The sequence below is a fragment of the Arthrobacter sp. zg-Y895 genome, assembly GCF_020731025.1.
GTDB lineage: Bacteria > Actinomycetota > Actinomycetes > Actinomycetales > Micrococcaceae > Arthrobacter_B.
The window spans coordinates 1-14,923 of sequence record NZ_JAJFZY010000007.1; the positions used below are offsets into that span (position 1 = coordinate 1).

Here is a 14,923-nt window from a genome sequence, read left to right on the forward strand (position 1 = left end):
TTCAAACGGTCCGTCAAAGTATAAAGGGTGTTGTTAGATCATGCTGCTTGCGTCCACTATGTGGTTCCCGGACAACAACCGTTGGTTGCTGCCCTGGAACACCGAATCCTTGCCCCTTGTCCAGGGGGCGGGTTCACAATTTACCGCACTGCCGGCACCCCTCCTTGCGAGGTGGTTCCGGGACGTGTTGTAACCATTGTTTTCCCCAGGCATACCCTGTTTTTACCGGGTGTGTGGTGCGGGTGGAAGGGTTACGGCGGTCATAGCGTGGGGGAAACGCCCGGTCCCATTCCGAACCCGGAAGCTAAGACCCACAGCGCCGATGGTACTGCATCCGGGAGGATGTGGGAGAGTAGGTCACCGCCGGACAATAATTGAAAGGTTGAGCCCGTACCAGTGTTGGTACGGGCTCTTCCTGTTTAACCTGCCAATCCGGATAGATTAAATACATGGAATCCAAGGTCGAGACAAAAATCACCAGCGGGCGAGGTATCTTCTGGCTGATCCATTTCGCTGCACTGCTTGTTTCGGCGTCCTGTTTCGCCTACGGAGCCACGATTTACGATTCCCTGCCGGAGACAATTCCGACCCACTGGGGCGCCGGCGGCCGCCCGGACGAGTGGGAAGCAAAATCTTTCGGCACCGCCTTCTTCCCCTTGATGATGGGCGCCGGCCTCAGCGTCCTGGTGGCCCTGGTGGCCGCCGTCGTGCCTGCCATGGTTCCCCCGGAGAAGGATCCGTCGGACTGGGAGCTGTATCGGCGGGAGGGGATGATCCGCGGCACGGTTGCTGCCCTGGGCGCAACCTCTTTCCTGATAGCGGCGCTGATCGGCGTGCTTACGGTCGCCGGCTGGCGCACCCCGGACCATGTCCCGGCCGGACCGGCCCTGATGATGGTTCCCTTGATCCTTGGCTGCCTGGTCCTCTCCTATACGTCTGCCTCCCGCTGGGCGAGGCGCACGGCTGAGCGGGACGGTGTCCGCCCGACAACAGAGGAACAGGAAGAGGATAAGCGATGGGTGGGCGGTATCCTCTACAACGATCCGGCTGACCCCCACATCCTGGTACCCAAGCGCGCCGGGTCCGGCACCGGCTTGACGGTGAATGTCGGCAACCGCGCCGGACGCACCGCCGTCGTTGTGTTCCTGGTCGTTTTTGTTGTCCTTCCTGCTGTTTTCGGAGTCTTCCTGGCCCTGTAGGTACCGCCTGCCGGCTTGGTCCGTTTCTCCACTAGGCTTATACCCATGCGTATTGCTCGATTTGTACAGGACAGCGACCCCGCCTTCGGCGTGGTCGGCGGAGAAGAAGGCAGCGAAGAAATCGCCGTCATTAAGGGTGACCCGTTCTTTTCGGGCGTCCAGCTGACGGGGGAGCGGCACAAGCTGGAAGACGTGCGCCTGCTGGCCCCGATCATCCCGCGAAGCAAGGTGGTCGGCATCGGCCGTAACTACGCGGACCACGCCAGCGAAATGGGCAACGACGTGCCGCCGGCGCCGTTGATGTTCCTCAAGCCGAACACCTCGGTGATCGGCCCCAACGATCCCGTGGTGCTGCCCTCCTTCTCGGACGAGGTTTCCTACGAAGCCGAACTCGCCGTCGTCATCGGACGCATCTGCAAGGATGTCCCGATTGAACGCGTGGACGAAGTCATCTTCGGCTACACCTGCGCCAACGACCTCACCGCCCGCGATGCCCAGCGCACCGACGACCAGTGGGCCCGCGCCAAGGGCTTTGACACCTCCTGCCCGCTGGGTCCGTGGATCGAAACCGAACTGGATCCCGAGAACACGGCGGTCCGCGGCTACCTCAACGGCGAACTGGTCCAGGACGGCAACACCAACTCGATGATCTGGGGAGTCAAGGAACTGGTTTCCTATGTCTCGCAGGCCTTCACCCTGCTGCCGGGCGACGTTATCCTTACCGGCACCCCCGCCGGCGTCGGCATCATCAGCGACGGCGAACGGTTCGAGGTCGATATCGAAGGCATCGGCCGGCTGGTCAACACCGTCCGCAGCTGATGCCCCGCGGAGCGGCCCGGGAGTCCGGCCGGAACACAGCCATGGCTGCGCTGATCTGGTCCTTCATCCTCCTGGCCGCTCCGTTTCTCGGCTTTCCACCCGACGCCGCCCTGCGTTGGGGTGCAGGGGCAGTGCTGCTGATGGGCGTTTTCCCTGCGGTCCTGGTCACCTACCTGCGGCGGCACAACGACCTCCGCAGCCTGCCGCCGTCGTCGCTGCCGCCCACCGTGCTTGGGGTGGCGGCTCTGGCGTTTATGTTCCAGCGGCTCATCCTCTGGCTGGACGGTCCGCTGCCGCTTTCTGCGGCGGTGTTCGCCCTGCTGGCCGCAGCCCTCGTGCTGCTGGTCGCCAATGCGTTCACGTCCTGGTCCTGGCTGGACCTCACCCTGGGGGCGGGCATCGTGATCCTCGGTTCGACGGCGGCCCTGCTGTTCCCGGGACTGTCGGGGACAGTGTCAGGTGTTGTGATTGCCGGCGGGCTGGCGCTTTTCCTCGCCGCCCGGCTGCCGCAGGGACGCCCGGCAGGCCATCTCTTCGCAGCGGCCGCCGGAGCGGCAGCCGGCGGCGGAGTCTTCCTCTGGCTGCTGTCCTACGCACAATAAGGCGGCTACCGGACGGAAGAGTCTAAACTGGGAAACATCATGACTAACGCTCCCACTCCCTTAGCTGACCTTCCCACCGTTACCGATGACACGCCCGTACGCGTGCGCTTCTGCCCGTCTCCCACGGGTACCCCGCACGTCGGCCTCATCCGGACCGCCCTTTTCAACTGGGCCTATGCCAAGCACACCAAGGGCACCATGGTGTTCCGCATCGAAGATACCGACACTGCGCGTGACAGCGAGGAGAGCTACCTCCAGCTCCTCGACGCGCTGAAGTGGCTTGGCATCACGTGGGATGAAGGCGTGGAAGTGGGCGGCCCGCACGAACCGTACCGGCAGTCCCAGCGCGGCGAAATCTACCAGGACGTCATCGCGAAGCTGCGCGAGGCCGGCTACGTTTACGAGTCCTACTCCACACCGGAGGAAATCGAAGCACGCCACCGCGCCGCCGGACGCGACATCAAGCTTGGCTATGACAACTATGACCGCGACCTGACCGCGGAGCAGATCGAGGCCTTCCGGGCCGAAGGCCGCTCGCCCGTGCTGCGCGTCCGGATGCCGGATGAAGACATCACCTTCACCGATCTGGTCCGCGGCGAGATCACCTTCAAGGCCGGCACCGTTCCCGACTTCGTAGTGGTCCGGGCCAACGGTGCACCGCTGTACACGCTGGTCAACCCGGTGGACGACGCGCTCATGGGCATCACCCACATCCTGCGCGGCGAGGACCTGCTGTCCTCCACCCCGCGCCAGGTTGCGCTCTACCGCGCCCTGATCGACGTCGGCGTGGCCAAGTACATGCCGCTGTTCGGACACCTCCCGTACGTGATGGGTGCCGGCAACAAGAAGCTGTCCAAGCGCGATCCGGAGTCCAGCCTCTTCCTGCACCGGGAACGCGGCTTCATCCCCGAAGGCCTGCTGAACTACCTGTCCCTGCTGGGTTGGTCGCTGTCCGCAGATGAGGACATCTTCACCGTCGACCAGCTGGTGGAGAACTTCGACATCCACAACGTGCTGGCCAACCCCGCCCGCTTCGACCTGAAGAAGGCCGAGGCCATCAACGGCACCCACGTGCGGATGCTCGAGGCCGAAGACTTCCGCAACCGGCTGGTGCCGTACCTGCAGCAGGCCGGTTTGGTAGGGGAGACCCTCACACCGCGTGAAGAGGAAATCCTGACCGAAGCCGCCCCTCTGGTACAGGAGCGCATCACCCTGCTGGGTGAGGCCCCGGACATGCTCGGGTTCCTCTTCAAGGCCGACGACGCCGTCGACGTTGCCGATGACGCCCGCAAGGGCCTGCCGGCAAACCTGGGCGAGGTCCTCGACGCCGCCCTGGCGGCCCTGGAGTCCGTGTCCGACTGGACCGCGGAGAACATCCAGGCAGCGCTGCGCCAGGCACTGGTGGAAGACATGGGCATCAAGCCCCGCCTGGCCTTCGGCCCGGTGCGCACTGCCGTCTCCGGACGCCGGATTTCACCGCCCCTGTTCGAGTCCATGGTCATCCTTGGCCGGGAATCCTCGCTCGCACGGATCCGCGCGTTCCGCGCAGCAGCATAGGGAACACCGAAATGGGCAGGTTCATCGATGCGGTGCTGTTCGACATCGACGAGACCCTCATCGATCTGCAGGCGGCCATGGGCACCACGCTGCAGGCGGTCAGCGCCGATGACCTGACCCACTTCACGGCGGCGGACTGGGAGGCGTACACCTCCCTGTTCGCCGCCGACCCCCAGGGGCACTATGACGCCTACCTGGCCGGACGGCTGGGCTTTGCCGACCAGCGGGTGCTGCGCCTGCAGCATGCCCGCGAACAGGCGGGGCTGGCGCCCTTGGACAGCGACGCGGCACGGGCGTGGAACCAGGCCTATGAACAAGCCCTCCCGCAGTACTTCCGCGCCTTTGACGACGTCGCACCGTTGCTCGATGCCTTGGAAGACCGCGGCATCGCGTACGGGGCAGTCAGCAACAACGTGCACGACTACCAGCGGGCCAAGCTGGACGCCGCCGGGCTGCAGCGCATCAAGGTCCTGGTTGGCATCGACACCGTCGGTGCCGCCAAACCGGAACCGGCAATCTTCCATGAAGGAGTACGCCTGCTGGGCAGCAGGTCGGAGCGGACCGCCTACGTAGGGGACAATCTGCAGGTAGACGCCGTGGGAGCGGCAGGCGCCGGCCTGCTGGGCATTTGGCTCGACCGCACGGGCAATCCTTCTCCGGTGCGCGACGACGGAGCAACAGCGCCGTCGGAAGTGCGCACCATTGGCTCGCTCGGCGAGCTGCTGGAGCTTATCTGATGCGGGCACCGGGCCCGTTTTGTACTTGGTCCGGAACCCGTGTATAGTTATATCTCGTGCTGAGGGGCTGCGGCCGGGGATAACTCCTCGAGAAGCAGCCGGAAAAGTGCATTGGGATATGGTGTAATTGGCAACACATCGGTTTCTGGTACCGACATTCTAGGTTCGAGTCCTGGTATCCCAGCGGTAATCAATTGGTGGTTTAGCCCCGATTGGTCTCCTCTGACAGAGTATGAAATACTCTACAGGCCGGTTCTCCGAAACCGGCAAGGAAGTGCCTGGGTTGAAAGACTCGGAGCACTGTACACGGCCCCATCGTATAGCGGCCTAGTACGCTGCCCTCTCACGGCGGTAACGCGGGTTCGAATCCCGCTGGGGTCACAGAATACCGGCTCCGGACAATATGTCCGGGGTCGGTTTTGTTTTGCCCCGGTGATAATGGCCGCGGCTCAGGATTGCCGCCGTGCTAATTTCGAAACGGTAGCCGCAAAACAATAACCAGAGGAACAGCCTGTGCCGCTCGAAGCCCTGACCGTGGACCAGCTCGATGAAAAGGCACTCCTGGCCCGGATCTTCCCAAGGCTCGGACCGACGACGGCACTCGTGGGTCCCGGTGATGACGCCGCAGTGATCGCTGCTCCGGACGGGCGAACGGTGATCTCCATTGACACCTTGGTCCAGGACGCCGACTTCCGCCTGCTCTGGCCCTCGGGGTACCGCACTACCGGATATGACGTGGGCTGGAAATGCGCAGCGCAGAACCTGTCCGACATCAACGCCATGGGTGCCGTGCCTACCTCGTTGGTGGTCAGCCTCACGCTTCCGGGCAGCACCGAGGTGGCATGGGTCGAGGACCTGGCGACCGGACTTGCGGCGGCGGTCCAAACCCTGATGTCCGACGCCGGCCGCTGCTCGGTGGTCGGCGGAGACCTGGGCAGGGGCAGCCAGATTGTCGTCACGGCCGCCGTCACCGGCGATCTCGAGGGCCGCCGGCCGGTTCTGCGCTCCGGAGCCCGCACCGGAGACGTGCTGGCACACTCCGGGGCGCTGGGGGCCGCGGCAGGTGGGCTGGCCGTGCTGGAAAGCGGCCTGGACTACTCAGCTGTCCGTGCGGAAGCCGACCAACTCCTCGCGGCCCTGGTGGCCTCGCAGAACCGGCCACATCCGCCCGTGCACAGGGGTCCGCGGGCGGCAAATGCGGGCGCGACTGCAATGCTGGACGTTTCCGACGGCCTCGTGCGCGACGCCGGCCGCATCGCCCGTGCCTCGGGCGTGGCCATTGACCTCGACGCCGGCTATCTCACCTCCCGGGCGGAGCTGCTGGCGCCGGCAGCTGCGCGCCTCGGTGCGGATCCGCTGGCGTGGGTGCTCGGCGGGGGAGAGGACCACGGTCTCCTGGCAACCTTCCCGCCGGACGCGGTCCTGCCGGCAGGGTTTGTCCGTGTGGGAGAGGTAACGGACGGCGGGGGAGTTACCTTCGGCGGAGAGGTGCCGCCGGCCACCGGCTGGGACCACTTCGCCGGCTAGCTCAGGAGTCCGGCATGATGCGCCGGTTGCGGATCCGTTCGGCCAGGTCCAGCAGCTGCTCCCGTGACAGGTCCGGCAGGTGCTCCAGTTCCTTGACGAAGTCATCCAGTGCGTTGGTGGCCCGGGCCTTAAGGAGTTCGGTGTAGAAGCCAACGATGATGCCGGTCATGAGGGCCACCACGAGGATCCCGTACAGGGTCACCACCACCGTGATAATCCGGCCGGCCGGTCCGGTAGCCACATAATCGCCGAAGCCGACGGTTGTGAAGGAAACGAACAGGTACCAGAGGCCGTCGCCGAAATCGGAGAACTGCGGTTCGAGCCGCGGCAGCAGGAAGCTGGCGACCCCAAGGACAATCAGGAAGCCAAAGAAAATGTAGTCGGCGCCGGAGATTCGGACAATGTGCCACAGCACCCGCATCCGCTTCATGGGAACTCCCTTGGGTCTTCGATCCCCAACGGTTCTAGGTTCCCAATATAGGGTTACTCGCCGCTGTTGCGCAGTGCCTCGGTGAGCTGGGCTCCGGCCTTGGCCACCACTTCGGCGTGAACGCGGCCCGGCTGGCGGGTGAGGCGTTCTATCGGCCCGGAAATCGAAACGGCGGCAATCACCCGGCCGGACGGACCGCGCACCGGAGCGGAAACGGAGGCAACACCGGGTTCGCGTTCGCCCAGGCTCTGGGCCCAGCCGCGGCGCCGGACACCAGCGAGGACGGTGGGGGTGAAGCGGGCATTCTGCAGGCCCTCGAGCAGACGGTCATGGTCCTCCCAGGCCAGCAGGCACTGGGCGGCGGAACCGGCTTTCATGGACAGCTGGGTGCCCACCGGGATGGTGTCCCGCAGGCCGATGGGCCGCTCGGCGGAGGCGACGCAGACCCGCCACTCGCCCTGCCGCCGGAAGACCTGGGAGCTTTCGCCCGTCGCGTCACGCAGCGACAGCAGCACCGGCCCGGCGGAGGCTATCAAACGGTCTTCGCCGGCCGCGGAGGCCAGTTCCACCAAGCGTCCGCCCAGGACAAACCGGCCCTGGATATCGCGGCCGACCAGCCGGTGGTGCACCAGTGCCAGCGCCAGCCGGTGCACTGTGGGGCGCGCCAGCCCCGTAGCGGAAACCAGCTGCGCCAGCGTGGTGGGGCCGGCTTCCAGTGCATCCAGCACCATGGCCGCTTTGTCGATAACGCCTACCCCGCTGACTGTGTCCATAAGTTGATACTGCCGTCTCACTATCTGAGATGCAAATCGGAAAGCTGGACCGTCGGCTCTGCCTGCTGGTTCTCTTGAGGAACTACGGATTGAACCAAATAAGGGGTACCGGTATGGGTGAGCATGTGGCAGGCAGGACGCTTGCGCAGAAAGTCTGGGACGAGCACGTGGTGAGCAAGGGGAAGGACGGTGCTCCCGACCTGCTCTACATCGATCTCCACCTCGTCCATGAAGTCACCTCTCCGCAGGCCTTCGAAGGCCTTCGGCTGTCAGGGCGCGGACTGCGCCGCCCGGACCTGACCATTGCCACCGAGGACCACAACACTCCCACGCTGGCCATCGACAAGCCCATTGCCGACCCGGTGAGCCGCACCCAGATCGAAACGCTGCGGGCCAACTGTGCCGAGTTCGGCGTGCGGCTGCATCCGCTGGGGGACGCCGAGCAGGGCATCGTCCATGTGGTGGGCCCCCAGCTTGGCCTGACCCAGCCCGGACTCACTGTGGTCTGCGGCGACTCCCACACCTCGACACACGGCGCGTTCGGTGCGCTGGCGATGGGTATCGGCACCTCCGAGGTCGAGCACGTCATGGCCACCCAGACACTGTCCCTCAAGCCGTTTCGGACCATGGCGATCAACGTCGAGGGAACCCTGCGGCCCGGTGTTACGTCCAAGGACATCATCCTCGCGGTGATCGCCAAGATCGGCACCGGCGGCGGACAGGGCTACGTGCTGGAATACCGCGGCTCCGCCATTCGCGCCCTGTCGATGGAGGCGCGGATGACCATCTGCAACATGTCCATCGAGGCCGGTGCCCGTGCAGGGATGGTCGCCCCGGACGAAACGACCTTCGCCTACCTTCGGCACCGCCCGCACGCACCACAGGGCCGGGACTGGGACGCCGCCGTCGAGCACTGGAAATCCCTTGCCACGGACGCTGACGCCGAGTTCGACGCCGAGGTTTTCCTGGACGCCGACACCCTGGAGCCTTTCGTCACCTGGGGAACCAACCCCGGGCAGGGAGTTTCGCTCTCCGAAGCCGTTCCCGCACCCGAAGATTTCAGCGACGAAAACGCGCGCGCCGCCGCCGAACGCGCGTTGGCCTACATGGACCTGGCTGCCGGCACACCCATGAAGGACATCCGTGTGGACACCGTCTTCCTGGGCTCCTGTACCAACAGCCGCATCGAGGACCTGCGGATAGCCGCGGACATTATCCGCGGCCGGCAGAAGGACCCCGCAGTCCGGATGATGGTGGTGCCCGGCTCCGCGCGGGTGCGCCTGGAGGCCGAGGCCGAAGGACTGGACCGGGTGTTCAAGGACTTCGGCGCCGAATGGCGGTTTGCCGGCTGTTCCATGTGCCTGGGCATGAACCCTGACCAGCTCGAACCGGGGGAGCGCTGCGCCTCCACCTCCAACCGCAACTTCGAGGGCCGGCAGGGCAAGGGTGGACGGACCCACCTGGTCTCCCCGGTGGTGGCAGCGGCCACTGCCGTCAGGGGAACCCTCAGCTCACCCTCCGACCTCGACCCGCTGCCGGGCGCCGTCGTCGGCACCGCCGCAGCCTAGGAGAACCGTTATGGAAAAGATCACCACCCACACCGGAATCGGCGTCCCGCTGCGCCAAAGCGACGTGGACACCGACCAGATCATTCCGGCCGTCTACCTCAAGCGGATCACCCGCACCGGATTCGAGGATGCGCTCTTCGCCGGGTGGCGGAAGAACGAGGACTTCATTCTGAACCGGGAACCCTACAGCCAGGGATCCGTGCTGGTGGCGGGGCCGGACTTCGGCACCGGTTCCTCCCGCGAACATGCCGTCTGGGCGCTGAAGGACTATGGCTTCCGGGCCGTGCTCTCCTCCCGCTTCGCCGACATTTTCCGCGGGAACGCCGGCAAGCAGGGCCTTGTCGCGGCCCAGGTTGCGCAGGACGACATCGAGCTGATCTGGAAGGTCCTGGAAAATTCCCCGGGAACAACGGTCACCGTTGATCTGCAGGCCCGGACCGCTGTCTGCGGCAGCGTCACGGCTCCCTTCGAAATTGACGAGTACACCCGTTGGCGCCTGCTGGAGGGATTGGACGACATTGCCCTGACCCTGCGCCATGAGTCCGACATCACCTCGTTCGAGGCCGAGCGACCCGCGTACAAGCCCACCACGCTCCCCGCCCTGCACTAGGGCGGTCCGGGCAGGGCCGGCGGACCCGGGAATGATCAGCAGGCTTCCGGTTTGCACTCCGGAGGTTTTTCTGCCTCTCTCCCCGCCCCGATATCATTGATAGGCCCCGCTTCGGCGGGGCCTATCCGCTTTCAATCGCGGGCATGACCGGAATCACATCGGTTCCAGCCTGCTGGGGGGGCGGCGTTATTTCAGTAAGCAGACCCTTGCTCATATGCTTGAGTGCAGTCTCTTATTGCTTCCGGGGCCAATCTATTTTAAGAAATCAGGTGTTCATGGGTAGCGTCCTCACCATCCGAGGCGGTGTTCCTCTCTCAGGGAAGGTACCGGTCCGCGGGGCGAAAAATCTGGTCCCCAAGGCGATGGTTGCGGCCCTGCTTGGCAACGGCCCGTCCACACTGCGCAACGTTCCTGAAATCAAGGACGTCGAGGTAGTTACGTCGCTGCTGCAGCTGCACGGCGTTGAGGTCACCAAGGACCCTGTCACGGGCGATCTCACCATGGATCCGAAGAACGCCAAGACGGCGGCGTCCAAGGACATCGACGCCCACGCCGGCGATTCCCGCATCCCGATCCTGCTCTGCGGGCCCCTGATGCACAGCCTGGGCGAAGCCTTCATTCCTGACCTCGGCGGCTGCAAAATCGGCGACCGGCCGATCGACTACCACCTGCAGATGCTGCGCAACTTCGGTGCCGTGGTGGAAAAGCGCCCCGGCGGCATCTCCATTTCCGCGCCCAAGGGCCTCAGCGGTGCCAAGCTTGAACTGCCGTACCCGAGCGTCGGAGCCACCGAACAGGTGCTCCTGACGGCGGTCAAGGCCGTGGGTATCACCGAGCTTCGCGGCGCGGCCGTGGAACCTGAAATCATGGACCTGATCGCCATCCTGCAGAAGATGGGCGCCATCATCTCCGTGCAGACGGACCGCGTGATCCGCATCGAGGGCGTTTCCGAACTCACCGGGTACAACCACCGGGCGCTTCCGGACCGCAACGAGGCTGCTTCCTGGGCCTCCGCCGCACTCGTCACCAAGGGTGACATCTACGTTGAGGGTGCGGAGCAGAAGGACCTCACCGCCTTCCTGAACACCTACCGCAAGATCGGCGGCGCGTTCGACGTCGACGACGGCGGCATCCGGTTCTACCACCCGGGCGGCGCCCTGAACCCGCTGGTGCTCGAAACCGACGTACACCCCGGCTTCATGACCGACTGGCAGCAGCCCCTGGTTGTCGCCCTGACGCAGGCCGAGGGCGTCTCCATCGTGCACGAAACCGTGTACGAGAACCGTTTCGGGTTCACGGATGCGCTCATCCGCATGGGTGCCAACATCCAGGTGCACCGTGAGTGCCTGGGCAGCGTGCCGTGCCGTTTCGGCCAGCGCAACTTCCTGCACTCGGCAGTTATTGCCGGATCCGTGCAGCTGCGCGGTGCGGAGATCGACATCCCGGACCTGCGCGGCGGCTTCAGCCACCTCATTGCGGCACTGGCTGCCGAAGGCACCTCGCGGGTGACCGGCATCGAGCTGATCAACCGCGGGTACGAGCACTTCCAGGGCAAGCTGGAGGGCCTCGGCGCTGACTTTGACGTCGCTTCCGGCGTATCTGCCGGACTCCGGTAGCCTGACGGAATGACGGAATCGAATAAGTCACGGGTTGTTTTTGCTCTGCTGGCCGGATCCCTGAGGCCGGTATTCAATATCTTCCTGAAAAAGCAGTGGCAGGGCGCAGAGAACCTGCCCAAGGACCCGGGCTTCATTGTCTGCCCGAACCACGTGACTGAAATCGATCCGGTGGTGGTGGGGCACTTCCTGTACAACCAGGGCCGCCCGCCGCACTTCCTGGCGAAGGCATCCCTCTTCAAGGTGCCCGTGCTGGGACCGGCGCTGTCCGCCACGAACCAGGTCCCGGTGGAGCGGATCACCACCGGGGCCGCCGGTTCGCTGGATGCCGCCCGTGCAGCCCTGGCGGCAGGGCGCACGCTGGTCATCTACCCCGAGGGCACCCTCACCCGGGACCCCGACCTCTGGCCGATGAAAGGCCGGACCGGGGCTGCGCGGCTGGCCCTGCAGACCGGGGTGCCCGTCATTCCGATTGCCCACTGGGGTGCGCAGGAAGCCTTCCCGCGCTATGCGAAGTTCCCCAAGCTGTTCCCGCGCAAGCGGGTGCGGCTGGTGGTAGGCAAGCCCGTGGACCTGTCCGAATTCTCCGGACTGCCGATCAGCAAGGCAGTGCTGGACGCAGCCACGGAACGGATCATGTCCGACCTTACGGACATGGTCTCCAAGCTCCGCGGCACCCAGCCGCCCACCGAGCGGTGGAACCCCGTGGCCCGGGGCCAGCGGCAGGTGGGACGTTCCTTCGAAAACGGAGCCGGCACATCCGGCACATCAACCAAACCAATCCAACCGGAGGCCGGACAGTGACCCCCCGCAGTGAACACCCCGCCGTCGTCGCCGTACTGGGCGCCGGCAGCTGGGGCACCGCCTTTGCCAAGATTGCCGCCGACTCGGGAGCCGAGCGCGGCACCGACGTCCGGCTCTGGGCCCGCCGCCCCGAGGTGGCCGCTGACATCAACGGCAGGCACCGCAACACCCAGTACCTCAAGGACACCGTCCTGCCGGCCAACCTGCGCGCCTTCACGGACCTCGGCGAGGTGCTCGCCGGAGCCGAAATGATAGTCCTCGCCGTCCCGGCACAGTCCCTGCGCGCACAGCTTAAGGACGTTGCCGGCCGGATTCCCGCCGACGCCGTCGTCGTGTCGCTGATGAAGGGCCTGGAGCGGGGCACGGACGCCCGGATGAGCCAGGTGATCGCCGAGGAACTGGGACTGCCCGCCGAGCGTATCGCCGTGGTTTCCGGGCCGAACCTCGCCATGGAAATTGCCCGGCAGGAGCCCACCGCGTCCGTGGTGGCCTGCACCGACCTGGATACGGCCGGCTGGATCGCCGAGGCCTGCACGGCGCCGTATTTCCGTCCCTACACCAATGAGGACGTGGTGGGCACAGAGATCGGCGGCATCGTCAAGAACGTTATTGCCCTCGCGGTGGGGATCTGCGACGGCAAGGGCATGGGGGACAACACCAAGGCCTCCGTGATGACCCGCGGACTCGCCGAAACCACCCGCCTGGCCCTGGCACTGGGCGGCAATGCGGAGACCATGGCCGGACTGGCCGGTATGGGCGACCTGATTGCCACCTGTTCCTCGCCGCTGTCGCGCAACCACACGGCAGGTACGCTGCTGGCCCAGGGCCTGAGCCTTGCCGAAGTCAACGCGTCCATGACCCAGACCGCCGAGGGCATCAAGTCCGCGCAGGCCGTGCTGGACCGCGCCACTCAGCTGGGCGTCTACATGCCCATCACCGAAAACGTTGTCGCCGTACTGCAGGGCGTAATTACTGTTGACGAACTGGGCCCGCGGTTGCTGGCCCGAGAACTGAAATCCGAAGGTGTGTCCGCCCCGTGACTGTTGAACCCCTGCCCGCCGGTACCGTAGAGGACCGTCCCGGAACTGAGCGCCCCCGGGTTGCCGTCCTCTTCGGCGGACGCTCCAGCGAGCACGCCGTCAGCTGCGTGACCGCGGCCGGTGTGCTGCAGGCCATTGATACGTCCAAGTACGACGTCGTTCCCATCGGCATCGCGAAGAACGGCCAGTGGAGCCTGGTGTCGGCTGACCCGGCCGAGTGGTCCCTGCGCGCCGCGACCCTGCCCGAGGTTCCGGTGTCGGAGGAATCCGTAGTGCTCTCCTCGCAGGACGGCAGCCGGGAACTGGTGGCACACGCCGCCGGCAGCCTGCCCCGCAGCCTCGGCCCCATCGACGTGGTGATGCCGCTGCTGCACGGTCCCTTCGGTGAGGACGGAACCCTCCAGGGCATGCTGGAAATGGCTGACATGCGGTATGTGGGAGCAGGTGTCCTGGCGTCCGCCGTCGGGATGGACAAGCACTACATGAAGGTGGTCTTCGAATCCGCCGGCCTGATGGTAGGCCCCTATGAGGTCATCACCGACCGGCAGTGGCTGCGCGACCCGCAGTCCTGCCTCGACCGTGCCGGTGCCCTTGAATTCCCGCTGTTCGTCAAGCCGGCCCGCGCCGGTTCCTCCATGGGCATCACCCGCGTTACGGACGCAGCGGAACTGCCGGCTGCCATCGAAGCGGCACGCCTGCACGATCCGAAGGTGGTAGTCGAAGCCGGGATCATCGGCCGGGAAATCGAAGTGGCCGTCCTGCAGGGGCGCGGCACGGAGGATCCGCGGACCAGCCAGCCCGGCGAGGTTGCCGTGCGCGACGGCGGCCACGAGTGGTACGACTTCGAAGCCAAGTACGTGGACGGGGCAGCAGCAGACCTGAGCTGCCCGGCCGACCTTCCGGCGGATATTACCGCCCGGGTCCGCAGGCTTGCCGGGACTGCCTTCGATGCAGTGGGCGGTGAAGGCCTGTCCCGGGTGGACTTCTTCTACACTCCGGACGGCGAACTGATCATCAACGAGATCAACACCATGCCCGGCTTCACACCCATCAGCATGTATCCGCAGATGTGGGCCAAATCCGGGTTGCCGTACACCGAGCTGATCGACGAACTGATCTCCCTGGCGCTGGCCCGGAAGACGGGGCTGCGCTAGCCCTGCCCGGCTTCGAGCTCCAGGGTGTCCTCGGGGCTCAGGCACTGGCTGGTGGGCTCGATTTTGGACACTGCGTTCTGCAGCTGGACCAGGAGGGTGGACGAGGCCACCTCGTTCGGATTGAAGATCACTTCCACAGCCGGTTCCCGGCCGTAGGTGGTGGCGGTCCAGGTGTCTTCGCCCTCACGCAGGATCCAGTCGACGCCGTTCACTGAGGCGCACGGATCGGTGGTCGGTCCCGGCACAGGGACACCGCACTTCAGGATCGCCCGCGACGGGTTGCCCCACGCAGCCGTCGACTGGCTGTCCGTGTCCCGCAGCGCGTAACCAGCCATCTCATCCGGCAAGGCCACCATGACGGCGGCGCAGTCCGGGTTGGCAGCGTCCGGGGCCGATTCGATGCTGGCTACCGGACTGCAACCGGTGGCGGCCACTGCCGAGAGAATAAGTACTGCTGGTAACGCATAGAACTTCATGATTCCAGCGT

15 protein-coding genes, 2 tRNA genes and 1 rRNA gene are annotated in these 14,923 nt (G+C 65.5%); 15 read left to right on the forward strand and 3 right to left on the reverse strand.

Annotated elements, in window-relative coordinates:
* Window positions 1–252 precede the first annotated feature (252 nt).
* From rrf to thiL, 9 genes are all read left to right on the forward strand, one after another.
* Window positions 253–369 (forward strand): 5S ribosomal RNA (gene rrf, locus LJ760_RS12600).
* 80 nt (window positions 370–449) lie between these two features.
* On the forward strand, window positions 450–1,199 hold the full coding sequence (locus LJ760_RS12605) for a DUF1648 domain-containing protein (RefSeq protein WP_227923561.1): 750 nt from the start codon (window positions 450–452) through the stop codon (window positions 1,197–1,199).
* Between the two features lie 45 nt (window positions 1,200–1,244).
* Window positions 1,245–2,018, forward strand: a complete 774-nt coding sequence (locus LJ760_RS12610; protein WP_227923562.1) for a fumarylacetoacetate hydrolase family protein — start codon at window positions 1,245–1,247, stop codon at window positions 2,016–2,018.
* Window positions 2,019–2,059: 41 nt separating this feature from the next.
* Window positions 2,060–2,620, forward strand: a complete 561-nt coding sequence (locus LJ760_RS12615; protein WP_227923564.1) for a hypothetical protein — start codon at window positions 2,060–2,062, stop codon at window positions 2,618–2,620.
* Window positions 2,621–2,659: 39 nt separating this feature from the next.
* The gene (gene gltX / locus LJ760_RS12620; protein ID WP_227923567.1) at window positions 2,660–4,177 is read left to right on the forward strand and encodes a glutamate--tRNA ligase; all 1,518 of its coding nucleotides are present in this window, start codon (window positions 2,660–2,662) and stop codon (window positions 4,175–4,177) included.
* A gap of 11 nt (window positions 4,178–4,188) precedes the next feature.
* Window positions 4,189–4,914, forward strand: a complete 726-nt coding sequence (locus LJ760_RS12625) for an HAD family hydrolase (protein ID WP_227923570.1) — start codon at window positions 4,189–4,191, stop codon at window positions 4,912–4,914.
* Between the two features lie 112 nt (window positions 4,915–5,026).
* Window positions 5,027–5,098: transfer RNA gene (locus tag LJ760_RS12630), tRNA-Gln, on the forward strand.
* A gap of 124 nt (window positions 5,099–5,222) precedes the next feature.
* Window positions 5,223–5,295 (forward strand) — tRNA-Glu (locus LJ760_RS12635).
* Window positions 5,296–5,427: 132 nt separating this feature from the next.
* Window positions 5,428–6,441 carry a thiamine-phosphate kinase gene (gene thiL, locus LJ760_RS12640; RefSeq protein ID WP_227923572.1) on the forward strand — a complete coding sequence of 338 codons (1,014 nt, stop codon included), beginning with the start codon at window positions 5,428–5,430 and terminating at the stop codon, window positions 6,439–6,441.
* Window position 6,442: 1 nt separating this feature from the next.
* Here the strand turns inward: thiL and LJ760_RS12645 are convergent, their stop codons facing one another.
* The gene (locus LJ760_RS12645; protein WP_227923575.1) at window positions 6,443–6,871 is read right to left on the reverse strand and encodes a potassium channel family protein; all 429 of its coding nucleotides are present in this window, start codon (window positions 6,869–6,871) and stop codon (window positions 6,443–6,445) included.
* A gap of 53 nt (window positions 6,872–6,924) precedes the next feature.
* On the reverse strand, window positions 6,925–7,644 hold the full coding sequence (locus LJ760_RS12650) for an IclR family transcriptional regulator (protein ID WP_227923577.1): 720 nt from the start codon (window positions 7,642–7,644) through the stop codon (window positions 6,925–6,927).
* Window positions 7,645–7,757: 113 nt separating this feature from the next.
* On the opposite strand from LJ760_RS12650, the gene leuC reads away from it, so the two are divergent.
* The 6 genes from leuC to LJ760_RS12680 all read left to right on the forward strand — a co-directional run bounded on the left by leuC (window position 7,758) and on the right by LJ760_RS12680 (window position 14,436).
* A complete protein-coding gene (leuC, locus tag LJ760_RS12655; RefSeq protein WP_227923579.1) occupies window positions 7,758–9,212 on the forward strand; it encodes a 3-isopropylmalate dehydratase large subunit in 1,455 nt (484 codons plus the stop codon).
* 10 nt (window positions 9,213–9,222) lie between these two features.
* A complete protein-coding gene (gene leuD / locus LJ760_RS12660) occupies window positions 9,223–9,822 on the forward strand; it encodes a 3-isopropylmalate dehydratase small subunit (protein ID WP_227923581.1) in 600 nt (199 codons plus the stop codon).
* 275 nt (window positions 9,823–10,097) lie between these two features.
* A complete protein-coding gene (gene murA / locus LJ760_RS12665; RefSeq protein WP_227923583.1) occupies window positions 10,098–11,438 on the forward strand; it encodes a UDP-N-acetylglucosamine 1-carboxyvinyltransferase in 1,341 nt (446 codons plus the stop codon).
* A 9-nt stretch (window positions 11,439–11,447) separates the two neighbouring features.
* On the forward strand, window positions 11,448–12,242 hold the full coding sequence (locus LJ760_RS12670) for a lysophospholipid acyltransferase family protein (RefSeq protein WP_227923586.1): 795 nt from the start codon (window positions 11,448–11,450) through the stop codon (window positions 12,240–12,242).
* Window positions 12,239–13,282 (forward strand): NAD(P)H-dependent glycerol-3-phosphate dehydrogenase, encoded by a 1,044-nt coding sequence (locus LJ760_RS12675; RefSeq protein ID WP_227923588.1) that lies wholly within the window; start codon window positions 12,239–12,241, stop codon window positions 13,280–13,282. Before LJ760_RS12670 ends, LJ760_RS12675 begins: the two co-directional genes overlap by 4 nt.
* Window positions 13,279–14,436 (forward strand): D-alanine--D-alanine ligase family protein, encoded by a 1,158-nt coding sequence (locus LJ760_RS12680; protein ID WP_442860663.1) that lies wholly within the window; start codon window positions 13,279–13,281, stop codon window positions 14,434–14,436. Before LJ760_RS12675 ends, LJ760_RS12680 begins: the two co-directional genes overlap by 4 nt.
* Here LJ760_RS12680 and LJ760_RS12685 read toward each other — a convergent pair.
* Entirely contained in the window at window positions 14,433–14,912 is a 480-nt protein-coding gene (locus LJ760_RS12685) for a DUF3515 domain-containing protein (RefSeq protein WP_227923597.1), read from the reverse strand. The genes LJ760_RS12680 and LJ760_RS12685 overlap by 4 nt on opposite strands.
* Window positions 14,913–14,923: the final 11 nt, after the last annotated feature.